Source organism: Cytobacillus sp. NJ13, from assembly GCA_030348385.1.
Classification (GTDB): Bacteria; Bacillota; Bacilli; order Bacillales; family Cytobacillaceae; genus Cytobacillus.
Window position 1 is genome coordinate 462,689 of sequence record JAUCFP010000006.1, and the last position, 25,677, is coordinate 488,365.

The following is a 25,677-nucleotide window of genomic DNA, read 5'->3' on the forward strand; positions in this document are numbered from 1 at the left end:
CAGCCTAAGATACATACTAAGTTATCATAATTATAGGTGGGAATCTCTCTAATGATATTCGTTCGTAAGTACAAAAAGCAGCGGAGTTCTTCTCAACGGCAAAAACATAACCACCACCAAAATCTGATAAGCTCCGAATTAATGGCCAATATTGCAGAAATCCAGTCAATCTTCTGTGAGACACCAGATCTTGTTGTGAGGAATTTCCTCATAAAACAATCAAATAGACAAGCAGCACTTGTCTATCTGAGCGGAATAACCGATAGTCAGACGATTTATAATCATGTGTTAAAACCGCTTCTATTTGAGAACGGCAGTGATAATAGTGAAACGGATTTGAGGGTATCATTGGGTCACATAAAAGAAACGAATACGTGGCAGCAGATTGAAAGTGCGATTTTGAATGGTGAAGGCGTCTTGTTTGTAGATAATCGTACAGAGGCTTTAATTTATTTTACTTCTTCTTTTCCTAAAAGGTCCATTGAAGCGTCACCAGTTGAATCTTCATTATTTGGAGCACATGTGGGATTTACAGAGACCGGAGGTGATAATGTAGCGTTAATTCGTAAGCAAATTCACAACCGGGAACTGAAAATAAAGGAAATGACTGTTGGTGAAAGGGGAAAATCGAAGCTAGCTATCTTGTATCTGGCAGATGTCGTGAATCATGAAGTGTTGAAGGAGATTGAGGAACGAATCCAGAAAGTAGATGTCGATAGCATTATAAACGCGGGTGTACTTGCAGAATACATTGAGGACAATCCCTATTCTCCTTTTCCGCAGCTATTATTGACAGAACGTCCTGATTTTGCGGCTTCGGAAATTTTACAAGGAAGAATCGCAATAGTGGTAGACCGATCGCCTAATGTCATAATTGGCCCGGCAACATTTGAGTCTTTTTTCAAAACTATAGATGATTATAGCTCCCGTTGGATGGTAGCTTCTTTCATTCGTCTAATGAGATATTTCGGTTTTTTAATCGCAATATTTCTGCCATCAATCTACATCGCCATCATTTTCTTTCATTTTGAAGTCATTCCTTTAAAGCTGCTATTATCCATAGGCGAATCAAGAGAACGTGTTCCCTTTCCTCCTTATCTTGAGGCATTTATCATGGAGATTACTCTGGAAATGCTAAGGGAAGCAGGTGTCCGGCTTCCGGCGAAAATTGGACAAACAGTTGGCATTGTTGGTGGTATTGTCATAGGACAAGCAGCTGTGGAGGCAGGAATTGTAAGTAATGTAATGGTGATTGTTGTAGCATTGACAGCTATTGCCTCTTTTATCATTCCAAATTATGAAATGGGTTCAGCCATTCGAATGGTCCGGTTCCCGATGATGATACTTGCTTCTCTTTTCGGATTTGTGGGGCTTGCGATTGGATTAATGATCTTACTTGTACACTTCATTGCGCTTGAATCATTAGGAATGCCTTATGGCAGTCCAATCGCCCCCTTGCGATTTCCAGATTGGAATGATGTATTTATTCGACTACCGCAGTGGTCAATCAAAAAACGCCCTTTAAGTACAAGTGCCGTTCAAATGAAAAAAGCAAATTCTCATCGTCCAAAGGGTGACGAACAGTGATGATAAACATAAAAAATCAAATTACGCCGATGCAATATATTTTATTGATTCATGGTGTGCAAATGGGAGTCGGAATCTTAACACTGCCAAGGGAATTAGCTGAAAAAGCAGGGACAGATGGCTGGATTGCCATCATCATTTGCTGGTTTTTTTCGACATTGACTAGTTTAATCATTATACAAATTATGAAGAAGTACCCGAATGGAACGATCCTTGATCTGTTAACCCATTATTTCGGGAAATGGGTAGGAAAAGCAGGTACCATAATATTTGCATTGTATTTTGCTATATTGACCCATGTTCTTTTTATTAGAGAGGCTCTCTTCATCCAAGCGTGGATTTTACCTCGTACCAATATCTTGATATTAATTTTGTTGTTATCGATTCCAAGCTATTTAATCGTTCGAAAAAACATCAGTATATTAGCCAGGTATTCAGAATTCGTTTTTTTCATGACATTATGGTCAATTCTCATTTATTTAATTCCTATGAAACATGCTGAGTGGCTTCATTTGCTGCCTGTACTTAAGGAAGGATGGATTCCGATTTTTTCCGCTGTAAAAACGGCCATTCTTTCTTTTGTAGGTTTCGAAATTGCCTTTTTTCTCTATCCTTTCTTACAAAAGAAGGAGAAAGCCTCCTTGGGTATTGTAGTTGCGAATACACTTTCGCTGCTCATGTACTTGATGATAACCATAGGAGCATTTGTCTTTTTTAGCCCTGACGAAATTACCATATATAATGAACCAACCATAATAATTTTAAAGGTCATTGAATTTGAATTTATCGAACGGCTGGAAATTGTGTTTTTCTCTTTTTATATTTTTGTCATTTCTACAACAGTGCTGCCATTAATGTTTATGACAGTATTTTGTACAAGTCAGCTGGCTGGAAAACAAGATCATAGCAGACATATAGCGTGGTTTTTACTAATTGAATGTGTATTGGCTGTGTTGTTTCCCCCAACTTTCGATAATAATTTCTCTCTTCAAAAAATGATCGATCAAGCTGGGCTGATACTGGCGTTTGTTTTTCCTATATGTTTATGGGGATATGTCTGGCTGCACGGCCTGTTTAAAAGGAGGGCAAGCAAATGAAACGTTGGTTCCTTGTGATTCTTTTCTTTTTTCTTGCTGCAATACTTTCAAGCTGTGGACGAAATATCCCTTTAGAGGATTTAGCGATTTCCTTAATACTTGGTGTTGATCTTGATGAAGAAGATAATCTAATCATTTCTGAATCAAGCCCAGTGTTTAATAAAGATGCCAAGAAAAAAATTGAAACATATGAATTAAAAGCAAAAACAATACGGGATTCGAGGAGGAATTTTGACACTTTGACACCGGGAGCGATCACTGCCGGGAAAATTCAAGTGCTTCTGATAGGAAAACGAGTACTAGAACATGAAGATTGGTTTTATGTCTTGGATACGATATATCGGAATCCCACATTTTCCGTAAATTCAAGAGTCATAGTGGTTGATGGTCCTGTATCTGACGTTATCCATTATGAACCGGAAGATAAACCTCAATTACCTTTGCTTTTGAAGGAAGTTATTGATAAGAACATTGATAGATCGAGGACTGTATTAGCCACTCCTCAGACACTCCATAGGCAAATGTACGAGAAGGGAATAACTCCTTCGATATCGGAATTGAAAAATGGTCAAGAGGTTGAATTAGCTGGAGTATCATTGTTGGATCAGAATGGAAAGTATGTTGACACTCTTAGTATGAAAGAGTCGACACTCCTGATTATTTTAAAGGATAAACAAACGGAAGAATTAACCCTTTCCATTCCACTGCCATCGTTAGAGAATGAGGGAGGAATTTTTAATAGGAACGAGTTAAGTATAGATCTTAGCAGGATTAAATCTAAAGTAAAGACTAAATACAACCAGGATAAATTTCATTTCAACTATAAGATTCATATGACCGCAAATATTGTGGAACAGCTATTTCCTTCAGATACTGTAAATGAAAATGAACTGGAGAAGATGATTGAGCATGAATTGAAATCCCGATTTGAAGGTCTTATTAAAAAGATCCAGGAAAACAAAATTGATCCCATCGGACTCGGAATTTATGCGAGAGCCTATCAATATGAACAATATAAAAAAGTTGAGGATCATTGGGGTGAGGCACTTGCAGAAGCAAACATTGATGTTTCCTTGGATATAGACATAAAATCAATGGGTGCTATAAACTGAATAGCAGGATCAAAGGTAAATGAAATGGCATCAAAGGTTTTACAGGATCTTCTGATAACGATTATTTTTTTAAGTAAAAGCCTATTGGATGTCATTGAAAACATGGAGGCAGAGAACTAAGGGAAATCTGTCTCCTTTTCAGGTTTCCTTGCTCTTTTGAATATCAATCATAAAACAATACAAGAAAATTCTAATATCAAATCTAACATATAATTTAACTTCAATTATTTTTTAGTATAAACACTTTACAGATAGTTTTAACTATGATAAATTCTATTTATCAATTTATTCTGAAATTTCTAAAAGATGGTGTGAGTAAATGAGTTGGACTGCTGGCCCATTTAAACAGGAACTTATCAAGGACTATAACAATATCAACCTTCTTTTGTTTAACATTGGTGTCAAAAGTCAAAGAATCGACTTTTTGGGGGATAAGATATTAATTTTCGCCTATCATAAGAGAATTCCATCTCTTAAACATTTGGACGAGATTAATCGCTTTGTAACCCGAATGACTGACATTGCCATCATAGATAGCTACAAGGAACATTTAAGGGATGTCCTAGAAGAAAAATATGGGATGAAGGTGCTTTCTATTTTAAAGGACTATGACCCCGTTACTGAACTTTCAGGTACTATCATTACCCTGGATCGAGATACAAGTGCCTATATTTCCAGGTAACTAAATATTGGTGACTGGTCCATTGAACTCTTAAGAGTGCATTAAAACCGTCAGTACAAGCTTTCAGACTTGCGTCTGTTTGATTTGTGCTGACGGTTTTTTTTATAAAAATAGGGCTGTTTTCGCAAGGTTTGTTGCTTTTTGTATATTATTTGCTGAGTTGATTGCAGCGGAAGGTGCGAGATCCTCGAGAATGCATTCGCATTTTCTTCGTGCGGTGTTTACTCAAGGAAGCTTATTCAAAGTCCTGCGGGAGTAGCGGGACAGGTGAGACCCCGCAGACGCGGAGCGTCGAGGAGGCTCAACGCCCGCCCCGCGGAAAGCGAGCATCCTGGAGCGGAAATCAACGGACAACATTGATAGGCGAAAAACAACAATTTATACGAAAAGAGCCAAAAATAATAAGGAGGCAATATTATGAAAACAGTAGAAGATGTATTGATTGCGCTGGATGACCTTACAGGAGGAAGAGTGATTAAATCTCTTAATGATATTACTAGAGGTGAGCATCCCTTTGTCCTCATGAAGTCTTCCAACATTCCCGGGAAAGAGATCATTGAAACGCCAGGACTTGTCTATGGTGATAGGAAAAAGGAAGTAAAAAAAATAGCAGTTGCTATGACAATGACAGAAGGATGCATAGAACTTGCCGGCGCTACTGGTGTCGATGCAATTGTCGCTCATCATCCGATAGCTGAAGCGGCTAATTCAGGTGGTGTTATTTTGAAAAACTATCTGGATCTATATAATGTAGCAGCATTTGAATTGCATGAAGCTTTCCATGGATTACATCCTGGCATCCCTTTTTTGCACGGCCATCAGGTATACCGGACAGAGGTTTCTTATGGAGGAGTACACGGAAATATTTTATACGCAGGAAAAGTAATCCCAGAGGTGAACACTCTCGGAGATATTTTAACACGGCTGGACAATTTTATGGGTTTGAGAGATGAAGAGGAACTTCTACATACTGAAAAGGAAATTCGCAATAGTTCATCTCTGACTGAAACAAGTACAGTGACGCGGGGGAGAATTGTTCATGGAGAAAAAACCAGCCCCGTGAACAATATTATTCACATTTTCCCGCATACGGGATTTTCCCCTGATCATTTGCGTCAGGTCATCAAAGAACACCCGGAAGCTGACACTGTTCTCGCTTCCATTAGCAGGGTTTATGATGGACATCCACTTATTGAAACGGCTAAGGAATTAGGACTTAATTTTATTATTGGCAACTGCCATGTGCTGGAAATTCTCGAAAATGGTTTACCACTAGCTTATGCCTTAGACATGCTGCTGCCTGGTGTTGAAGTCGTTGTTTTTCGAGAACGTGTGACAAGCATATCCATAAATGAAATGGGATCTCCTCATTTAAAGAAATATGCAGAAGAAATGGCTGCTGGTTATCTATTGAAAAAAACGGCTGTTAATACACTATAAAAAAGGAGTGCAGGTAGATGAGCGAGGTTAAATCCTTAGTACAAAAAAATTTAGAAATAGAAGAGACTAGTGTCCCGATTCCTTTAACGAGAAAATGGACACAAATCGAAGTAGTCGGTCTTGGTTTAGTCATAATCTCACTGTTGGTATTGTTAATCACTCCAGGAACATTAGCCGGGTTATTTACTTCCATTGTCGATCAAGTTTTCCCAGTTATCGTAGAGATATTTTTAACCGGTACGGTAGGAGTTTCCATAATTGTTAGTGTCATAATCGGCCGGGTACTGGAAAGGCTGGGGTTTACAGATGCGTTAATTCGAATATTCATCCCTGTTACAAAGCTGATGAAAGTCAATTCAGCTGTTATCATTCCAAGTATATATAATATTCTTGGCGATATTAATGCTGCCGGAAAAATTGCCGGACCGATTTTGATCCGTTCGGGAGCAACAAAAGCAGAGCAAAAAATAGCGGTAGCCACCATGGTTCAATCACAGCAATCCTTTGCTACATTTATGTTAGGTATGGTTGCCTTAACGGCAGTAGGGGCCAATGCTTTTGTAGTCGTTGTGTTAGCTGTTTTCATGCCTGTCATAATTGTCCCGTTTCTACTATCTAAAACCATTTATCGGGATACTAAATCTGTCCAAATTGGAAAGCTGCCTCAGTTCACACCCAATACCGGATTTCTTCCTACTCTATTTAATGCAGCCAGGGAGGGAGCAGAGCTTTTATTCCTTCTCATTATTCCGGCTGCAGCTGTCGTGTTTGCTGCTATTGGTGTTTTGGACTATATCGGAATTTGGTCAAAATTTGAATCCGGCTTATCAGCAGTATTGTTAGCTCTAAATATTCATCCTGAGACCGGTATTCTTTCAATTTTGGCTAGTCCGGCGCTTGCAATGGCCCAGTTATCAGAAGTTGCGGGTTCTTTGGATCCGCGCTTGGTGATTGGATCTTTCGTGCTGGCGTCATCGGGATTACCCCTGTCAACAATCTTTGGTCAAATTCCGGTTATATGGGCAGCTAATTCTGACCTCAGTGAAAAAGAAGCATTGGGAGCAGCTGTATTAGGAATCATTATGCGTATATTGACAGCCTTTTTAATTGTTTATTTCTTAACGCCCATATTAGTTTAATGCTCGGAGTGAAGGTGAAAAAATGGCTTTAAGTATTGTTTATAAGATCTATATTTTACCCAGTAAAAAAGATAGATCGATAAAATATTGATCTCGAGGGTTCCTTTCAATTGATTGGGGATCCAGGTGGAGCTCTGTTTTGCTTAAAAGATTGTTTTCCTCGCTCCATAAGAAAAGAACGGCCGTTTGATGAATGGGCTCCATAATCCCTTTCTTTGGCGCAAGAAGTTCAATTTTAAGATCATCCAGTGGGAAGACAGGCCGGCAAATAAGCTTACAAGGCGCTGTTTGTAAAGGCTCATAGTGATTTATTGTACTATCAGACAAATGGTGAATCCTCCCTGTAGCTGCAATTCTTTTATCAGGGAGAATCAGTCCAGGTTCATGATAGATGTCCCTTCCGATGGATGAAGGGATTTTCTTTTTGTTCCATTGGATAGACATTGAAAAAGCGTGGCCAGGCAAAACGGTCCATGCTCTTTTGGCTATCAGTTCAAATCCGATAAAGGACATGGCTCTCCCTCATTTCTGTTAGTCGATACTGATGTTTATGCTCTAAAATGCAAAAATATCTGCTATGTTTCCATCACTATTTATGATCATATCTATTATTCACGAACCATTCCGTTTTTTTGAGAACCCTGCCTGTTAAGATGTATATGAACCAGCTAACTGGTATTCAACATGAGAAACTCAATAACAGGGGGAAAAAATTATGAGAAGCAAGCACGTATTAGGCCTGGTGATACTGGCAGCATTTCTATTCATTACTGGATGCAGCAGTGAGGAAAAAAAGGATACAGGAACGGAACAAACGTCAAAGGAAGCTGATAAGAAGAGTGAAGATGAAAACGAGTCAGTAAAAGTGGATAAAGGTCTGCTAAATGTAGAGGTGATGCTGCCAGCTTCCATGTTCGAAGGTGAAGATATGGATAGCTCCATTGCAGAGGCCGAAAAGGAAGGCATTAAAGTCACCAGGAATGATGATGGCTCAGTCACTTATAAAATGTCTAAATCTAAGCATAAGGAAATGATGAAGGAGATGGAAACTGAGCTGCAAAAAACCATTGCGGATACGAAGAATGGCGAAGATTATCCATCGGTGAAAGAGGTTTCTTACAACAAGGACTACTCTGAGTTTACTTTAGAAGTGGAAAGAGAAGCTTATGAAAATAGCTTTGATGGATTTGCCGTGTTTGGACTCGGATTATCCGGAATGTTTTATCAGCTATTCAATGGGGTGGGTCCAGAGGAATACGAAGTAAAGATTTTGGTTAAGGATACATCGACAGGCGAGGTCTTTGATGAAGTCATTTATCCGGATGCGATGGAAGAGACAGGGAAAGAATCTTAAAAAGTAAATGAAAAATGCGTGCCTTGTTAAGATAGGGCACGTATTTTTTTATAGAATTTATTAATCATTAAGCTTAGCCAGAGACAGTCTCTGTTCATTCTCAACTTGTTTTACGGAAGAAGTTCACAAAATATTCGAAATTAGAAAATAAATTTCTTTTTTTCATCCATGACTTTTCTGGCAATGGCTAAAAAGTGGGAGGCTAGGTGTTGTTTGTGACATACATCACAAATAGCAGTCATAATTTGAATCCAGAAAATGAAAGTACACATTATATTTTCTCTTCCCCTGTTTGTCAATCTATGGCAACAGCCTAAATAAATAAAATCAAGAATAAGTAGTGATAATGTCATAGTTTATCAAAAAAAAATAATTTACAATAATCAGACAAAATGCCTATAATAGACCTCGGGAAGAGGGATATGACAAATTTTGGTTCATCAGCAAGAAACTATGAGTACTGTACAATCTGGTGAAAAGGTATTGGTCACTCAGCTGGAGTCTCAAAGGAGGTGAGAAATTTGTAAGCAAAATAAAAACCCTCAGGCGGGTCCTGGCAGACGATAGCCTGAGAGTCTCAGTGAGATGGAGTATACCAGCTCATAAGTTAGTATACTCCTTAAATTTCATTTTTTAAATAGTTAAATTAAAAGGAGGCTATTACTAATAATGGAAGCAACACAATTAAGCAGTTATATTATTGTTCCTGAAACGAAATCGATTAGAGCGGAGTTTAATGATAATGGGGAATGCCACAGTCTGGTTTTGGAAGGTGACTATACGTTTAAGGTAGATATGAAACCGATCGAGATCATTGATGAAAGCCTTAAATATTATGGATTTGACTTGAATGGTGCCATCAGCGGTTCAAGAGCCATACTTGGCCCATGCAAGGCTGTGCCTGTAAGAATTCCAGGAGAGATTAACATGTATTGGTTTCCTCATACTTCGCCGGGGCAGGAGGAGTGTGTGTGGTTTGCTCTACATCATGTTGAAGCTATCTTGCCTGAAGATCATGACCTTTCAAACGTTTATGTGAGCGGCGGACATTGCTTTAAGCTGAACGCTGCTGAAAAGGATCTTACTTACAAATATGATCGGACAGAGAAGCTGGAATCAAGAATATCCAAACGCACGGTCAACACCTTCAGCTTTATTATGGAAAGAACAACGAATACCTACATCGTTGAAAAAGGGAAGAGGAATTACATTATCACAAGGAAAAAAGATAAGTAGAAGCTGGTGCCTGTTCCGATAAACTGGGGGCAGGCGCTCATTATTGATACAGAGGAAAAAAGCGGCAATTGCCGCTTTTAATGATTTAATGTATTTAACCGAATACGGCTTTTGTCATTAAAAATAAAACAGAAGGTGCCATCAGACAGCCCAGTCCCGTGTAAAAGGTTGCCGTAACCGCTCCATATGGGACCAGCTTTGGATCCGTTGCAGCCAAACCTCCGGCTACACCGCTTGTCGTTCCCATAAGTCCTCCGTAAACCATTGCCGTGCGAGGATTATTAAGGCCAATATACTTTGCGACAAAAGGTGTTCCGATCATCGTTAGAATGGATTTTACTAAACCAGCTGCGATACTGAGAGTAATGACTTCAGAGCTTGCTCCAATCGCCGTACCTGTTACGGGCCCAACTATGTATGTTGCAGTGCCGGCACCAATCGTGGTAAGGCTGACCGCGTCTGTATATCCAAATGCCAGGGCAATACCTACTCCGATCACAAAGGAGAGGATAACACCCAAAAAGAGGGAAACAACGCCATTTACACCGGCTTTTTTGATTTCGCTGAAATTGGCGCCAAAGGCAGTGGCCACAATGGCAAAGTCACGGAGCATCCCACCGCCCATTAATCCGATTCCAGCGAATATGCCGATGTCCGATAGGCCTTTTTCACCTCCCGTTACCACTCCACCAATATAGGCGAGCACTAACCCAAGAGCAATGGCAATGGCTGAACCATGAATTCTGCCTTTTGTTAGTTTATCAGAAAGAAAATACGAGACTAGCATTGTCAGCCCAACGACAGTAAAAGCAACGATGAGACCATTGTTTGTAAGAGCATTACCTAATATTTCTAACACGCTGATCCCCTCCCGTCATTTCATTTTCCAGCGTTTCGTTTGCATTACCGCCCTTGCTTAGAATAGGTACAATCGCCCAGCTGATCAAGACTGCAGCAACTCCCGCGGTTAGGGCAAGAGGTCCTCCGTCCAGAGCTGCAACCACATTTTGCTGAGCTGACATGGCAATAACGATGGGAATATACATGGCGCTCCAGAACGATAGCCCTTCCTGGGTCGGAGCCTTTAATTTATCTTTCTTCTTTAAGTATTCAGCCAGAAGGATTAACATCAGCATGGCAATGCCTACACCGCCGACATTTGCGTTGATTCCCAGAATGTTTCCGAGAAGATCTCCCAAAAATACACCCGATAATAAGCAAATCGATAACAAAGCAACCCCGTAAATAACCATCTCATCTCTCCTTTTTACATATTTTTGCTTTGGGCTAAGGAACAGAGAAGTAAAGAATCTAGTATTCTGACTGAACATAGGGGTCGGTAATCAAAGTTCGAAACAAAGAAAGCGTTTGCATTTTTTGTAATCTACAGTCGACTGTATTCCTAGAACTCATAATAAAACGAATGAAAAGACGAAGTCAATTAATTTTTACAATTTTCTTAAAATATTGAATTATTTAAAATGAGGAGGTATAATTAAATCGACAGTCGACCAAACATTTTGTATTGAAGGAGACAGTGTCATGAAAGCAGATAAATTTAATCAAAATGCTTTATCAAATCATATAGCGGAGCATATCACCGAACAAATCATAAAGGGAGAGCTGGTTCCTGGGGATAAATTGATTGAGCACATTTACGCCGATGAGTATGGAACAAGCCGTGCACCAGTAAGAGAGGCCATTTACTTGCTTTCCATTGAAGGGCTTGTTGAACGGATCCCCCGAAAAGGAGCGATCGTTAAAGATTATACGGAGAATGAAATTTATGATTTGCTGGAAATCCGTATAATGCTGGAGTCAATGGCTATGGATAGAATCAGCAGAAACGGAATCGATCGGGATGGGCTGAAAAGAATGAAAGAACTTCTAGACATGATGAACGATGTTACGGATGTTCATCAGTATACACAGCTGAACCACTCTTTTCATACTGCACTTGTAGAAATGAGCAATAGTGAAACGATTAAGACCATGTATTCCCGGCTTGGATGGCCATTGCTGAGAATACAGAGTCTTTCATTTGCCAGCCAGGGAAATATTGAAAAGTCAGTGCGTGAACATGATCTATTAATGGACCTTTTAAAAGATGGAAAATTAGACGAGGCAGCAGAGTTGCTGACAAGGCATAATCAGGATGTAATAGCCAGCATGAAAAGAAAGATGGGAAGCGGGAGGGAATGAAATGAAGCTTGCATTCGTATTTCCCGGCCAGGGCTCCCAAAAAAATGGTATGCTGCACAGCCTGCCGGACCATCCAGCCGCTCTTGAAGTACTGCAGGAAGCAAGAGAAGTAATCGGTGAAAATGTCTTGGTTCTTGATACTGACAAAGCCTTAAAGTCCACTGTTTCGGTTCAATTGTCTTTGCTTATTTCGTCAGTGGCTGTATCAAAAGCATTTAAAGCAGAAGGGGTGATCCCGGATTTTGTGGCAGGTCATTCAGCCGGAGCCTTTGGAGCTGCCGTTATGTGCGGGGCGATGGATTTTTCCGATGCTTTGGAGATGGTAAAGCTGAGAGGAGAGCTGATGGAACAGGCTTTTCCATCGGGTTACGGGATGGGGGTGATTACTGGTTTTGATGCCAGGACTGTAAATGAATTAGCTGCAGCCATTTCTTCAGAAGAGAACCCGGTATATCGCTCGAATATTAATGCAGCAGATCAAGTAACCATTTCCGGCTCCATTCCAGGCATCAAAGAGGTTCTGGATCAAGCCGGTCAACGCGGTGCAAGGACGGCCGAGCTTCTGAATGTAAGTGTGCCATCCCATTGTCCTTTGCTGAATTCTGTCGGAGATTCCTTATATGACAAGCTTGCTTCTGTCAATATCCGTGTCCCTTATATCCCATATGCCGCAAATCGGACAGCAAGACTATTAAGGGATTCTGAGCAAATTCGAGAAGACCTCGCTTATAATGTTTCGCATCCAGTTCGCTGGTATGAAATCAGCTCTTTGCTTTGTGAACATGGCACAAGGCTTTTGATCGAGATGCCCCCAGGGAATGTCCTGACCACTTTAAATAAAAGAACACTGCCGGGTGCCCGCTCTGTCTCCGTGGATGAAAACGGGTTAGACAATTGCCTTTTCCTGGCAAAGAGATTTTGTTCTTAAAATAATTTATTAATAGAAAGGGGATTTTATCATGCAGGCTGCCAAACAGCGATCCTGGAATACACGTCTTGAAGCCAAGCAAAAACGATTAGAGAAAATGAAGGGCATCACCAGCAATCGAATTATTCCAACCCGCCAAATTGTTGAGGCACTGGAAACACTGATTATGCCGGGGGATCGGGTGGTGCTTGAAGGAAATAATCAAAAGCAGGCATCCTTCCTTTCAGCTGCTCTTGCTCAGGCTGACCCGAAAAAATTATTCGATTTGCATATGATCATGTCCAGCATTTCCCGTCCTGAACACCTGGATTTATTTGAGTACGGCATTGCCAGCAAAGTGGACTTTTCATATGCTGGACCGCAAAGTCTCAGGATGGCGCAAATGCTTGAGGATGGGAAGCTGACAATGGGAGAGATTCATACATATGTAGAGTTATATGGAAGGCTCTTCATTGATTTGATTCCTTCAGTGGCTTTAGTGGCTGCGGATAAAGCTGATTCAGAAGGCAACTTGTATACTGGTCCTAATACGGAGGAAACACCGACTCTTGTTGAAGCAGCAGGCTTCAGCAGCGGAATTGTCATTGCACAGGTGAATGAACTGACTGATGAATTGCCTCGCGTAGACATTCCTGGCTCATGGATTGATTTTGTCGTTGTTGCTGACAAGCCTTATCAGCTTGAGCCGCTATTTACACGTGACCCTCGCCATATTACAGATATTCAGATTCTGCAGGCCATGATGGTCATAAGGGGAATCTATGAAAAACACGGAGTAAAATCACTGAATCACGGGATAGGCTATAATACTGCCGCGATTGAACTGCTTCTGCCAACCTACGGTGAATCCTTAGGCTTGAAGGGGAAAATTTGCAGGCACTGGGCTTTGAATCCTCATCCTACACTCATCCCGGCTATTGAAAGCGGATGGGTAGAGAGTGTCCATTGTTTTGGCGGAGAAGTAGGAATGGAAAAATACGTTGCTGCCCGGCGTGATGTGTTTTTTACCGGCCATGATGGAAGCTTGCGCTCAAACCGGACACTTTGCCAGCTTGCAGGACAATATGCTGTCGATCTATTTGTAGGCTCCAGCCTGCAGATTGACGAAGCAGGGAATTCTTCAACCGTAACGAGGGGGCGCCTTGCCGGCTTTGGGGGAGCGCCGAACATGGGACATGATCCGGGAGGAAGGCGCCATTCCTCTCAAGCGTGGCTTGACATGATGACGGACACTGACCCGCTTGCACGCGGAAGAAAATTGGTTGTTCAGGTAGTTGAAACCTTCCAAAACGGAAATAAACCTGTATTTGTTGAATCGCTGGATGCTGCAGGTGCTAAAGCAGATATAGGCCTTGAAACAGCGCCTGTTATGATTTATGGGCAGGATGTGACACATATAGTCACCGAGGAGGGCATTGCCTATCTATATAAAACGGACAGCATGGAGGAGCGGAGGCAGGCCATCGCAGCCATTGCCGGTGTAACCCCAATTGGCCTGAAGCACGATATAAAGGCATCGGAAAAATTAAGAAGAGAAGGGTTAATCGCTCTTCCGGAGGATCTCGGGATTAGAAGGACCGATGCAAAACGATCCCTGCTGGCTGCCAAAAATGTTGAGGAGCTTGTGGAATGGTCGGAAGGGTTATATGAACCGCCTGCCAAATTTAGAAGCTGGTAAAGGGGCTGATTGGAAACAATGAAAGACTTAGAATCTTACAGCCTATATCTCGGACAGCTGGCAGTACAATCGCTCATTGAAGAAGCTGAGCTGACCCCAAAACCAGGACTGGTCGATAAGAAAAGCTCCGGCTCGCATAGAGATATGTCTTTGAACACAATGATACGGTCAGCTATTGCACTTGAAGATACATTCAGGGAGATAGCTGAAACAAGCTTTAACCGGACCCCTTCCCAGGGGCTGCGCGAAGAGATTGCCGTGATAGGCAGGCGGGGAGAACAGGAAATGTTTAAGGCCACGGGTGGCATAAATACCCACAAAGGAGCGATATGGGCATTAGGCCTGCTCGTTTCAAGTGCTGCAATGGACCTGGGAAATAGCCCAGGCAAAGAGGTAGCGGTTCAGGCAGGAAAGCTTGCTCTATATGAAGATCGAAACGTGCCTGCTGATCATACAAATGGCAGCCGTGTGAAAGCAAGATTTGGAGTGGATGGAGCAAGGGGGGAGGCGGAGCAAGGCTTTCCCCATATCAGACAGATAGCGCTGCCAGTTCTTGAAGAATCAAGAGAAAGAGGTCTGAATGAGGATTTTTGCAGACTAAACGTACTGATCGCACTGATGGCAGAGCTAAATGACACGTGTATTTTGCATAGGGGAGGCTTGGAAGCTCTCGAAAGCACAAGGGCTCATGCACAGGAAATAGTCAGGGCAGGAGGGGTTTCTGACGACAAAGGATGGCAGCTATTAGAACAATTGGATCAATCATTATGCAGCATGAATGTATCACCGGGCGGAAGCGCTGATTTGCTTGCCGCTGCCATTTTCCTGGATTATCTGGAACAGAATGCGAAAAGCGAGTTTAAGAGATTAGAAGCCTTACAAATATAGCAGAAGGAGAGCTGCCGAATGGAGAAATTGAACTTTCGCTTTCCAGCAACTCAAATGCTTGAATCAAATGCCCATGTGGGAGTTGTAGGATCAGGCGACCTGGAGATTTTAATGGAGCCATCCGACCAGGGTTATGCAGATGTGACAGTCCGTACTGGTACAACAGGCTTTAATCAAATATGGGAAAAGGTATTAGAACGGTTTTTCAGCCATCATGCTATTTCAGCAACCATTAAAATCAATGATTTTGGGGCAACTCCGGGCGTTGTCTCATTGAGGCTCTCACAGGCATTGGAGGTGGGCAGAAATGCTGGATACATTAAAAAATAGCTTTGTAGAGTGCGGAGGCAGAGAGCGTGCAAGAGTGCTTATGGATGAAGGCACATTCAGGGAGCTTTTGGGACCATTTGAAGGTCTTGAATCCCCACATCTGGAACCGCAGGGAATTGTTCCCCAAAGTGATGATGGGGTTGTGATTGCTAAAGGAAAGATAGAGGGAAGGCCGGCAGTCGTCATTTCCATAGAAGGCAGCTTTCAGGGAGGCGGAATCGGAGAAGTTTCCGGTGCGAAGATAGCTGGTGCTTTAGAGATGGCACTTGATGAAAATAAGTCCGGCAATGCCATCTATCCCATTTTTATCTTTGATACAGGGGGTGTCAGACTCCAGGAAGCCAACTACGGACTCTTATCCATTGCCGAAATAGGCGCAGCGATCGTAGCATTAAGGGCATACGTGCCTGTTATAGGAGTCATTCCCGGGAAAATTGGCGCTTTTGGCGGGATGTCCATTAATGCAGGATTATGCAGTACGTTAATCATTACGCGTGAAGGCCGCCTTGGTTTAAATGGGCCAGAGGTAATCGAGCAGGAAGCGGGGATACAGGAGTTTGATTCAACAGACCGCCAGCTGATTTGGAGCACGATTGGAGGCAGACAAAGGGTGGCTGCCGGTTTTGCCGATATTGAGGCTGAGGATGACATCACTTCTTTCAGAAAAGCCATATTGTCTGCGATCCTGCAGGGACCTGTGGAAAAGCCAAGAAGCTCACAGGTTGAAAGATATCTTGCTTTTCTGAGCTCTATAAATACTTCAGCCGTGCTTACTCCTCAGAAAGTTCAAGAATTGTGGGTAGAATCTGACTATTATCCATCAGAAGAGTACGATCGCGCTAATAAGAATAATGTTGTAAAAATCAAAAGCAGGGGGCATAGATGGTTTAACCTTTTGTCAGCCGGCAGCAAAAACATCAGTGCAGTTCCTTCGGTTTTATGTTCCGATTCAAAAATCGACAATGAATCAGTTCGTTTCCTGGCAGTTGTCCCGGATGAATCAAGCCGGTTCCCTCGAGCCCGTTCTGGTGAATTTGGCGTGGAGCAGGGATGGATGATCGCCAAGCATGTCCGTGATGCGATAGAAGAAGATAACTATAAGGAAGAAAAACGTGCAATTGTAGCGGTTGTTGATGTTCCAAGCCAGGCTTATGGGTACCGTGAAGAGCTGTTGGGAATCCATCAGGCATGTGCTGCAGCTGCAGATGCCTATGCAACAGCAAGATTGGCCGGCCATCCGGTCATTGCATTTATTCCAGGAAAGGCTATTTCAGGTGCCTTTTTATCCCATGGATTGCAGGCGAACCGATTAATCGCCTTAGATGATGAAGGTGTCAATGTCCATGTGATGTCCAAGAAATCAGCTGCAAGAATCACGCAGAGAACCATTGAAGAACTTGAAGAAGCTGCAAAAAAAGTGCCGTCCATGGCTTATGATATCCGGTCATTTGAAAAATTGGGAGCGCTCCACGAACTGATTTTCGATCTAAATGCTGATGCACCAGGGGACGCTGACCGTGATGTAATCTACAACAGTATTCTGGCGGCAATCGAGGACATCCAAAATAGTCCGCGTGATCTGAGCAACAGGCTTTCATCGGACTTTGCCAAAGAAGGAGGAAGATCCGCTTCCATTTTAGTCAGAAAGATCCTGGCGGACAAATGGTGATCGAGCCGCATGACTTATTGAAGATTGACGCAAAACATCTCATAAGCCATTCGCCAATTCCGGACTGGGCGATTCAAGCATTGAACATGGCACCCTATGTGGTTGTCCGGAGGGCACATGCTCCGAAAGGGCAGATCGCTGTAGGGATTAGGGGAAAGGCCAGGAATGAAAGATTCGGTGCATTTCTGCCAGCTGATGCGTTCATTTACCAAATCAAGCCTGAGGATTTAAGTGAAAGCACTCTTTGGGAAAATAAGCCATCACCTGTGTTCTTATCTCTTAAAATAGCAAGTGAGATATTGGCGAAATATAAGCTGGTATGGGGGCCAGGGGGAAGTGCCGGATTTGAATTGGCCACCGGGAATGTGACTGTAACAGCTGAGAGCGATCTTGATATTATACTTCGTGCTCCAAAGCCGATCCCTATTCATATAGCAGCAGAGATAATGAATGCAATGAAGAGCTGCCCTGCAAGAGTCGATATACAGGCTGAAACGCCAGCGGGTTCGTTTTCTTTATTGGAGTATGCGAATGGTTCAGCCACAATACTGATAAAAACGAAATTTGGACCAGTACTCTGTGAAAACCCTTGGAAAAGGGAAATGAATAAATTAATGGAACTTCTGGAAAAACCCCCCTTGGTAAATTAAGAGGGGTTTTTTGGAGCTTTGGCACTCCTTCAATTTTTTTAACTGCCGGATGGCTGTTTTAAAGGGATGTGAGAAAAAGTGTCTCAAGAAATCAGGAATCCTTTTGGAGTTTCGACATAATTCCAGTAAGCCTGATATAATCAGTAAAAAAGGAGGTGATAGAATTGGAAAAAGTACTTAATTTAATTTTAAACAAGCTTGAATCATTAGATCTCAAAGTTGGTAATATGGATAAAAGACTGGACACCTTGGATCAAAAGGTCAGCTCTATGGACAAAAGACTGACAGCAGACCTGAAAAGGCATGAAGACCTTATACAGCAATTGATTCATAGTGTTGCTGCGACAAATGTAAAAATGAACGAAATGAATGAAGAATTGTCTGTTATTGATGCGAAAGTAGACCAAGCCATAGAGCAGATTTCTGATATTAAAACATCCGTGGCTACGAAGCATGACCTTGCTTATTATGACCAAAAGATTTCTGAACACTCCAGGCAGATTTATAAAATGAACAATCAATGATCCTCATAAAGAATCCTTCTTCACTTCTTCATCTAAAATAATTTTTTCCAAAAACAAGCACCTGGCCTTCATGTACCGTATAGGACAAAAGGGCAGGTGTTTTAGTTTTTCTGATCCACCCATCTGAAAATTTAATAGGCCTGCCTATTATAATTATGAATAAAGATAATGACATAATTTAAAGGGAGATAAACAAACATGAAAAACCTGACCATTTTCACAGCCTCAGCGGCTAAACCAAATCTAATGGTGAATTCTGCAGATGATGCAGACCGAATCGAACCACCAGCCGGCTGGAGCATCTCGGCTGAAAATCCTGAAGAGATCATTCATGGCTTCTCTCAATTAACGATAAAGAAAGAATACAAGCTAAGAGGCTATCAATATTTCAGCGGAAGAAATGGCAATGGAATAGTGTGGGCGATCCCAGCTTCAGAGGAACTTCCTCATCCTGACGCCTGTGACCGTTTAGATGAACTGTTTCTTAGCCCGCCAAAGCCAGAAATCGCCCTGGATGATTTTATGGGTGCGATTGATGGTGATAAATCTCCATTATCTTATCTGCAGGCGGCGATTGCCTTGCATGAGTTTTATGAATTTGGGGCAATATGGCATGGCTGTTCCTGGGGACAGGATCGGATATTGCCGTTTACGGATGATTACAAGGAAGAAATGCTTTCTGAACTTGACGATACAGATGCAGATTCCAGCATAGAAGATTATTTGAATTTTATTCACCCGTGGGATGAATTGCAAGAAATTCCCGATATCCTGAATCCTCATTTCTTCTATCAAAATGGAAAACCGACAGTCGTTTTTTATACGATCAACGATATTGGCTATTATAAGTTAAGCAGGTACATCCATACCTTTGAACAGGAAACTTATATTCAGAAGGTAGAACGAGAAGAAATTGCAGCAGGAGACGGCGGAATTATTTTTTAGACTGCGTATACAGTAAAGTGATACAAAGCTGTCACGATTATAAGCACTTTTACAATATGAATAATGGTAGAATGGACAAAGAGAACTATGCATCTGAGCAAGGTTCTCTTTTCAATTTGTCATCAGCATTTCAGCACAGTGATTTTTCAGAAATCATTAAGTGGCAACTCCTGTTATAATAAGTGTATACTGTTTATCTAATTAGTATTTTTTTAGATAGAGAAGAGAGATAATCAATAAAAGGGGAATAGATCGATCATGAAAGAGGAAGCAACCCTGAAAATGCAGGGACGGCCTTTATCAAAGATCCTCGCACTGACAGTCAAGACAGGGATTATAAAATCAAACCTGATCCCGATGTTTGCAGGATTAACATTGGCCTTATATACCTATGACTTCGGCCTTTTGGAGAAGCTGCCTGAAATTTTACTGGCCTTTATTGGCTCAAGCCTGGTAATGGGGGCAGCCGGGGCTTTTAATAACTTATATGACCGTGACATCGACTCGATTATGAAGAGGACCCAAAGCAGACCAACTGTCACAGGGGAAATCAAGCCAAAACAGGTTTTGTGGCTTGGCGCCTTCATGTCTGTTTTTGGAATTCTCGCTCTTGCCTTCACGACTCCTTTGGCGGGCTTCCTTGGGTTTTTGGGGCTGTTTTTTTATGTGGTCCCTTATACGATGTGGAGCAAGAGAAGAACCATTTACAATACCGAGATCGGAAGCATTTCCGGTGCGATGCCGCCGCTCATTGGCTGGGCTGCCATCCATCCGGATATCACGCATCCTGCGATCCTTGGTTTGTTTATCATCACTGTCATTTGGCAAATGCCGCACTTCTATGCAATTGCCATTCGGAAACATGATGAATATAAAGCGGCAAATGTTCCGATGCTGCCCGTTGTAAAAGGGGTCAGAAGAACTTATATCCAGACGAATATTTATTTGATCATTCTGATCGGGATCAGTTTTCTGTTAGGTTCCTTAAGCACTGGCCTTATGCTGGTTGCCCTGCTTTTGGGAATTGCCTGGCTCGCGCTCAGTGTGTACGGCTATAAACGGATGGACCCGGAAAAATGGGCAAAATCACTGTTTATCTTTTCGCTTGTGCATATGACAGTCCTGTTTTCGACGGTTATTATTTATTCGATTATGGGGATTATTTTTGATTTGTAAACAAGAAAAAGACACACTGTGCAATCAGTGTGTCTTTTTCTTGTTGTCAGTATAAACTTGTGAGGGTTAAAGGTAACCAATGAGAGTCAATAGATCACATTAACTTGTAAAATTAATAATTGCTGATTTTTTATTTTAAATTTTCTTTTAATTTTAAATATTTTATGATACTATACTTTTTAATTACAGTATTACTAAAAACTTATTACACCCATACTATAATTTTTCAGTTCTGCTTCAAAGGAGTTCAATATGGAAGAAATTTATAAGAAAATTAAAGATTTAAGACTTCAGCATGGCTATACCTTAAAAGAATTAAGTGAACGTACTGATTTGTCAATCAGCTTTCTTTCTCAAGTAGAGAGAGGGGCAACTTCCTTAGCTATTACCTCTTTAAAAAAAATAGCGGATGCGTTAAATGTTAAAATTTCTGAGTTTTTCGAAGACGAGAAACCAAATCAGAATTTTATGGTGAAGGTCAGTGAGCATAAGCCGTTTAATATCAAGGGCTCGGAGTTTACTTATGTTCGAGTAAACGGTGAATTTCCAGGCAGAAGCCTTGAACCGCTCTTGGTTACATTAGCCCCGAACCAAAAACAGATACAGCAATTTGGCCATCCAGGTGAGGAATATTATTACGTATTAAAGGGATTTGTTATTTTTCATGTAGATGGGAAGGAATATGTTGTCAGGGAAGGTGATTCCATTCACTTTCCATCCGCTTACCCGCACACGATGGAAAATCCAATAAATGAAGAATCAAGATTACTTTGTGTTTTAACGCCAGTTATTTTTTAATTGGCTGATAATAAATATCTCATTTTATGAAAGGTGGAATATCATGCGTGTAGCTACAGATATTGGCGGAACTTTCACTGACCTGGTTTATGTCAATGAGAATGGAGAAATAGGTGTTGCTAAAAGCCATACCACACCTCCCAATTTTGAAAAGGGTGTAATTGATGTTATTGAGAAAAGCGGGATCGATCAGACAGCTATCCAGACATTTATCCATGGTACAACAGTTATTATCAATGCACTTACTGAACGTAAAGGGGTCAAGACAGGTTTAATTACAACCAATGGTTTCCGTGATGTGCTCGAAATTGCAAGAGGAAATCGTCCGGATCTTTTTAATGTACGATACGAAAAGCCGGTGCCTTTTGTTGAGCGCTATTTACGCCAGGAAGTAGAGGAGCGCTTGAATTATAGAGGTGAGGTGCTTTCTCCGTTAAACAAGGAACAGTTAACGACAGTTATTAACTATTTCAAGGAACAAAAAGTAGAAGCTATTGCTGTCGCCTACTTACACTCTTATGTTAATCCTGTTCATGAAATTGAGACAGTGGAATTAATAAAAAAGATATGGCCTGAAGCAGCCGTTACAGCATCATATGAAGTGACAAAGGAATGGCGGGAATATGAGCGGACCAGTACTACGGTTCTTAATTCATATGTTAAGCCGATTGCGGCTACCTATGTAAACCGTCTGCAAAATAAATTAGTAGAAAACAAGACTGACAGCCAGAATTACATAATGCAGTCAAACGGCGGTACAACAACCTTTAATAGTGCAAAACAAACCCCTATTAATATGGTAGAGTCCGGACCTGTAGCAGGGATTTATGGTGCGGCAGTTCTTGGTGAAATCTTGAATGAGAAAAATATTATTGCTTTTGATATTGGCGGAACCACAGCAAAATGTTCCTTGATTAATCAGGGAGAAGTAAAGGTTTCAACTGATTATTTTATCGAGAAAAATGAACGAAGTGCTGGTTATCCAATAAAAGTACCAGTTGTTGATATCGTTGAAATTGGCAATGGAGGAGGTTCAATCGCATGGATAGATGGAGCGGGTTCTTTAAAGGTTGGTCCTCAATCAGCAGGCGCTTTACCTGGTCCGGTGGCGTATGGTCAAGGTGGAACGGAACCAACAACCACGGATGCGAACCTTGTAACGGGAAGGCTTTCTCCGAAAAACTTCGACTATGAAGTTGATTTAGATAAAGTAAAGGCTGCCATTAAAGAGAAAGTTGCCGATCATTTTGAAATGACGGTTGAAGAAGCTGCATTAGGGATTATTCGAATTGCAAACTCCAATATGCTGAATGCATTAAAGCTTATATCAGTAAGAAAAGGACATAATCCCCGTGAATTCTCATTGGTCGCTTTTGGCGGCGGAGGATCAATGCATGCACCTGCTTTGGCTAAAGAACTGGGTGTTAAAAAAGTAATTGTACCAGTAGCTTCTTCTGTGTTTTCAGCTTGGGGAATGCTAATGACTGATTTAAGGCATGACTACATCCAAACATATATTAGAAGAATAAATGATCTCAATCCTGCTGAGCTGAATAAAGAATGGAATTCAATAGAAATACAAGCACAAAAACAGTATCAAGAAGAAGGAGTAGCTCAAGACAAGGTGCTTTTTACAAGATTTGCAGATATACGCTATCTAGGCCAGGAGCATACTGTAAAGGTTACTGTTCCGAATGGGGAATGGTCTAAGGAAACCCTCTCGGAAGTAGTAAATCGCTTTGGTGATCTTCATGAACAGCACTATACTTTTAAGCTTGAAGGAACACCAGCAGAAATTGTTAATCTGCATTTAACAGCTTTTGGGAAGGTGTTAAAGCCAAAATTGAAAAAACTTAATTCTATAAACAGCAATATCCAGGAAGCTTACAAAGAGACACGGCCGGTCTATTTTGAAGAGGAAGGCTGGATTGAAACAAAGGTATATCACCGCAGTTTATTTGGTAAAGGCATGCTAATTTCCGGGCCAGCCATAGTAGAGGAGCAGTCTGCATCTACGGTTATTTATCCAGGTCAGTCCTTGACTGTAGATGAGTATGGAAACTTAATCATTGAAACAGGGGTGGAATAAATGACGCAAATTGTTCGCAGTAAGGTAGATCCATTTACACTTGAAATTGTAAAAGATTCACTTGTTGCCATCGGCGATGAGATGTTTATTGCACTTGCCAAAACATCAATGAGCCCCATTATTTATGAAGTCCTGGATTATGCAAGCGGACTTACTGATGCGAAGGGGCAGCTTTTGACGCAGGGGAATGGTGTTACAGGATTTATTGGGATGCTTTCAGATATGGTAAAGCAAACACTCAAGAAATTCGGGGATGGAAATCTTAAAGAGGGCGATATTATCATCATTAATGACTCTTATGGCGGAGGCGGTTCCCACCTTTCCGATGTTGGACTTGTCATGCCCATATTTTATAAAGGAGAAATTGTTGCTTTTTCTGCCAATAAGGCCCATTGGACAGAAGTAGGAGGAAAAGATCCAGGTTCCTTCAGTAACGATGCTACAGATATATTTCAGGAAGGCTTGCAGTTTCCAAGTGTAAAGCTCTTCAATGAAGGTGAAATCAATCAGGCTATTGTCGATATCATCGAAGCCAATGTCCGATTCCCGGAATTGTCGCTGGGAGATATGTGGGCTCAGGTTGCAGCCCTTAAAACAGGTGAAAAACGTGTTAAGGAATTATGTGAAAAGCATGGGAAGCAATTATTTTTGTCATCAGTAGATTATCTCCTTGACCACGGAGAACAGCTTGCGCGTCAGGAATTAACCAAACTGCCAAAAGGCACTTTTCATGCAGAAGGGTTTATTGATGATGATGGTTTTGGAAATGGCCCTTTCCAGATCAAAGTCAAAGTAACCATCACTGATGAAAAATTCGTTGCTGATTTTAGGGGAAGCCACCCTCAGGTTCCAGGGCCTGTTAACTGTTCTTATACTGCACTTGTTTCGGCAGTACGGACTATTTTCCTTGCCATTACAAACCCTTCGCAAGATGCGAACGATGGAGTGTTTCGTCCATTGGAGGTTATTACGGATAAAGGCTCAGTTCTTTCAGCGGAACGGCCAGCTCCTGTTTCAATCTATTGGGAGAGCATGCTTGCAGGAGCAGACTTGATATGGAAAGCTCTTGCTCCAGTTATTCCACATAGGCTAAATGCCGGTCACCTTTTATCTGTTTGTTCGGTTGTATTATCAGGATTGCATCAGGATACAGATGAACCATTTTTAATTGTTGAGCCTTCTGTTGGCGGCTGGGGTGCATCTGAAGGTCAGGATGGTGCGAGAGGACAATTCTGTATTGGAGATGGCGAAACGTATAATGTCCCAGTTGAGGTAGCTGAAACAAGGTATGGAATTATGGTTGATGAGTACAGCTTGCATACAGATGGTGCAGGAGCAGGAGAGTATATTGGCGGTTCTGGTGTCATTCGCTCTTATAAAGCCCTAACTGACAACCAAATGGTTTCTGTAACTTTCGGACGGAATAAATTTGTTCCTTGGGGTATGAATGATGGGAATGATGGATCAGCTAACAAGGTTTATATTGAGAAAGCAAATGGTGAAGTCGATGGCCCATTTGGGATCTATCCGAGATACCCGCTGAATAAAGGGGATGTCGTTAAATTGGTGACTGCTACAGGCGGGGGATACGGTGAGTCTTTCAAGCGCCCTGCAGAAAAAGTAGCCAAAGATGTAAAAAATGGCTATATCACTGCAGCGCAGGCAGAAGCTGACTTCGGAGTAATAGTAAATGAGAAAACATATGAAGTTGAAGGTTTAACAGAAGAACGTCAGAAGAGAGGTGAATAAAGTGGATGTATTAAATATAGAGAATATCCAGGCTGATTCGAATGCCGCAGTTCCTCTTAAAACAGTATTCTCACAAAAAGCATTAGCTGGAGACTTGAAAGTTGGTACAGTTGTAATTCCGCCAGGAAAGCGAGTCCCTTTAACAGGAGTTTCTAATCATAAAGAAAATGAATATTCGATTATAGTAAAAGGTTCAATTGTAACAGAAACGAAGGGAAAAACCTATCGGGTTTCAAGCGGAGATGCAACCTTTATTCCTGCAGGGCAAGAACATATTGCCTACAATGACAGTGATGAGGATTGTGAAATTGTGTGGGTTTTGGTTGGTTAACAACTTTCACCATAAAGACCTTGCATGGGCAAGGTCTTTATTATAAGAAGATTTTACAGAATATTCCGATATG

Annotated in this window: 25 protein-coding genes; 22 read left to right on the top strand and 3 right to left on the bottom strand. The window is 41.5% G+C overall.

Going from position 1 to position 25,677, the window contains the following annotated elements; genetic code table 11:
• Positions 1–51: 51 nt before the first annotated feature.
• The 6 genes from QUF73_02310 (at position 52) to QUF73_02335 (ending at position 7,057) form a co-directional block, all read left to right on the top strand.
• On the top strand, positions 52–1,587 hold the full coding sequence (locus QUF73_02310; protein ID MDM5225034.1) for a spore germination protein: 1,536 nt from the start codon (positions 52–54) through the stop codon (positions 1,585–1,587).
• The gene (locus tag QUF73_02315) at positions 1,587–2,684 is read left to right on the top strand and encodes an endospore germination permease (GenBank protein MDM5225035.1); all 1,098 of its coding nucleotides are present in this window, start codon (positions 1,587–1,589) and stop codon (positions 2,682–2,684) included. Before QUF73_02310 ends, QUF73_02315 begins: the two co-directional genes overlap by 1 nt.
• On the top strand, positions 2,681–3,796 hold the full coding sequence (locus tag QUF73_02320; GenBank protein MDM5225036.1) for a Ger(x)C family spore germination protein: 1,116 nt from the start codon (positions 2,681–2,683) through the stop codon (positions 3,794–3,796). The genes QUF73_02315 and QUF73_02320 overlap by 4 nt, the downstream gene beginning before the upstream one ends.
• Before the next feature lie 319 nt (positions 3,797–4,115).
• Positions 4,116–4,478: a Na-translocating system protein MpsC family protein gene (locus QUF73_02325; GenBank protein MDM5225037.1), complete on the top strand. Its 363-nt coding sequence runs from the start codon at positions 4,116–4,118 to the stop codon at positions 4,476–4,478.
• A gap of 417 nt (positions 4,479–4,895) precedes the next feature.
• The gene (locus QUF73_02330) at positions 4,896–5,918 is read left to right on the top strand and encodes a Nif3-like dinuclear metal center hexameric protein (GenBank protein ID MDM5225038.1); all 1,023 of its coding nucleotides are present in this window, start codon (positions 4,896–4,898) and stop codon (positions 5,916–5,918) included.
• Between the two features lie 17 nt (positions 5,919–5,935).
• Positions 5,936–7,057 carry a hypothetical protein gene (locus QUF73_02335; GenBank protein MDM5225039.1) on the top strand — a complete coding sequence of 374 codons (1,122 nt, stop codon included), beginning with the start codon at positions 5,936–5,938 and terminating at the stop codon, positions 7,055–7,057.
• 48 nt (positions 7,058–7,105) lie between these two features.
• Here QUF73_02335 and QUF73_02340 read toward each other — a convergent pair whose 3' ends face one another.
• On the bottom strand, positions 7,106–7,570 hold the full coding sequence (locus tag QUF73_02340) for a hypothetical protein (protein ID MDM5225040.1): 465 nt from the start codon (positions 7,568–7,570) through the stop codon (positions 7,106–7,108).
• A gap of 202 nt (positions 7,571–7,772) precedes the next feature.
• Here QUF73_02340 and QUF73_02345 point away from each other — a divergent pair, with 202 nt between their 5' ends.
• Positions 7,773–8,411, top strand: a complete 639-nt coding sequence (locus QUF73_02345; GenBank protein MDM5225041.1) for a hypothetical protein — start codon at positions 7,773–7,775, stop codon at positions 8,409–8,411.
• 669 nt (positions 8,412–9,080) lie between these two features.
• The gene (locus QUF73_02350) at positions 9,081–9,647 is read left to right on the top strand and encodes a competence protein ComK (GenBank protein ID MDM5225042.1); all 567 of its coding nucleotides are present in this window, start codon (positions 9,081–9,083) and stop codon (positions 9,645–9,647) included.
• 94 nt (positions 9,648–9,741) lie between these two features.
• On the opposite strand, the gene madM is transcribed toward QUF73_02350, so the two are convergent.
• Positions 9,742–10,506: a malonate transporter subunit MadM gene (madM, locus tag QUF73_02355; protein MDM5225043.1), complete on the bottom strand. Its 765-nt coding sequence runs from the start codon at positions 10,504–10,506 to the stop codon at positions 9,742–9,744.
• Entirely contained in the window at positions 10,487–10,900 is a 414-nt protein-coding gene (gene madL, locus QUF73_02360; protein ID MDM5225044.1) for a malonate transporter subunit MadL, read from the bottom strand. Before madL ends, madM begins: the two co-directional genes overlap by 20 nt.
• Positions 10,901–11,189: 289 nt before the next feature.
• Here madL and QUF73_02365 point away from each other — a divergent pair, with 289 nt between their 5' ends.
• The 14 genes from QUF73_02365 (at position 11,190) to QUF73_02430 (ending at position 25,604) form a co-directional block, all read left to right on the top strand.
• On the top strand, positions 11,190–11,849 hold the full coding sequence (locus QUF73_02365; GenBank protein MDM5225045.1) for a GntR family transcriptional regulator: 660 nt from the start codon (positions 11,190–11,192) through the stop codon (positions 11,847–11,849).
• Position 11,850: 1 nt separating this feature from the next.
• Entirely contained in the window at positions 11,851–12,777 is a 927-nt protein-coding gene (gene mdcH, locus QUF73_02370; protein MDM5225046.1) for a malonate decarboxylase subunit epsilon, read from the top strand.
• Positions 12,778–12,808: 31 nt separating this feature from the next.
• On the top strand, positions 12,809–14,455 hold the full coding sequence (mdcA, locus tag QUF73_02375) for a malonate decarboxylase subunit alpha (GenBank protein MDM5225047.1): 1,647 nt from the start codon (positions 12,809–12,811) through the stop codon (positions 14,453–14,455).
• 18 nt (positions 14,456–14,473) lie between these two features.
• A complete protein-coding gene (locus tag QUF73_02380; GenBank protein MDM5225048.1) occupies positions 14,474–15,343 on the top strand; it encodes a triphosphoribosyl-dephospho-CoA synthase in 870 nt (289 codons plus the stop codon).
• Positions 15,344–15,361: 18 nt separating this feature from the next.
• Positions 15,362–15,673, top strand: coding sequence for a malonate decarboxylase subunit delta (locus QUF73_02385; GenBank protein ID MDM5225049.1), 312 nt, complete (start codon positions 15,362–15,364; stop codon positions 15,671–15,673).
• The gene (gene mdcD, locus QUF73_02390; protein ID MDM5225050.1) at positions 15,651–17,342 is read left to right on the top strand and encodes a biotin-independent malonate decarboxylase subunit beta; all 1,692 of its coding nucleotides are present in this window, start codon (positions 15,651–15,653) and stop codon (positions 17,340–17,342) included. The genes QUF73_02385 and mdcD overlap by 23 nt, the downstream gene beginning before the upstream one ends.
• Positions 17,336–17,992, top strand: coding sequence for a malonate decarboxylase holo-ACP synthase (locus QUF73_02395; GenBank protein ID MDM5225051.1), 657 nt, complete (start codon positions 17,336–17,338; stop codon positions 17,990–17,992). The genes mdcD and QUF73_02395 overlap by 7 nt, the downstream gene beginning before the upstream one ends.
• 164 nt (positions 17,993–18,156) lie before the next feature.
• Positions 18,157–18,516 carry a hypothetical protein gene (locus QUF73_02400; protein MDM5225052.1) on the top strand — a complete coding sequence of 120 codons (360 nt, stop codon included), beginning with the start codon at positions 18,157–18,159 and terminating at the stop codon, positions 18,514–18,516.
• A gap of 198 nt (positions 18,517–18,714) precedes the next feature.
• Positions 18,715–19,461 (top strand): hypothetical protein, encoded by a 747-nt coding sequence (locus tag QUF73_02405; GenBank protein MDM5225053.1) that lies wholly within the window; start codon positions 18,715–18,717, stop codon positions 19,459–19,461.
• 258 nt (positions 19,462–19,719) lie between these two features.
• Positions 19,720–20,637 (top strand): heme o synthase, encoded by a 918-nt coding sequence (gene cyoE / locus QUF73_02410; protein MDM5225054.1) that lies wholly within the window; start codon positions 19,720–19,722, stop codon positions 20,635–20,637.
• Positions 20,638–20,889: 252 nt separating this feature from the next.
• Positions 20,890–21,435, top strand: coding sequence for an XRE family transcriptional regulator (locus QUF73_02415; protein MDM5225055.1), 546 nt, complete (start codon positions 20,890–20,892; stop codon positions 21,433–21,435).
• A gap of 43 nt (positions 21,436–21,478) precedes the next feature.
• Positions 21,479–23,524, top strand: a complete 2,046-nt coding sequence (locus QUF73_02420) for a hydantoinase/oxoprolinase family protein (protein ID MDM5225056.1) — start codon at positions 21,479–21,481, stop codon at positions 23,522–23,524.
• On the top strand, positions 23,525–25,273 hold the full coding sequence (locus QUF73_02425) for a hydantoinase B/oxoprolinase family protein (protein ID MDM5225057.1): 1,749 nt from the start codon (positions 23,525–23,527) through the stop codon (positions 25,271–25,273).
• 1 nt (position 25,274) lies between these two features.
• Positions 25,275–25,604 (top strand): cupin domain-containing protein, encoded by a 330-nt coding sequence (locus tag QUF73_02430; protein MDM5225058.1) that lies wholly within the window; start codon positions 25,275–25,277, stop codon positions 25,602–25,604.
• Positions 25,605–25,677 lie beyond the last annotated feature (73 nt).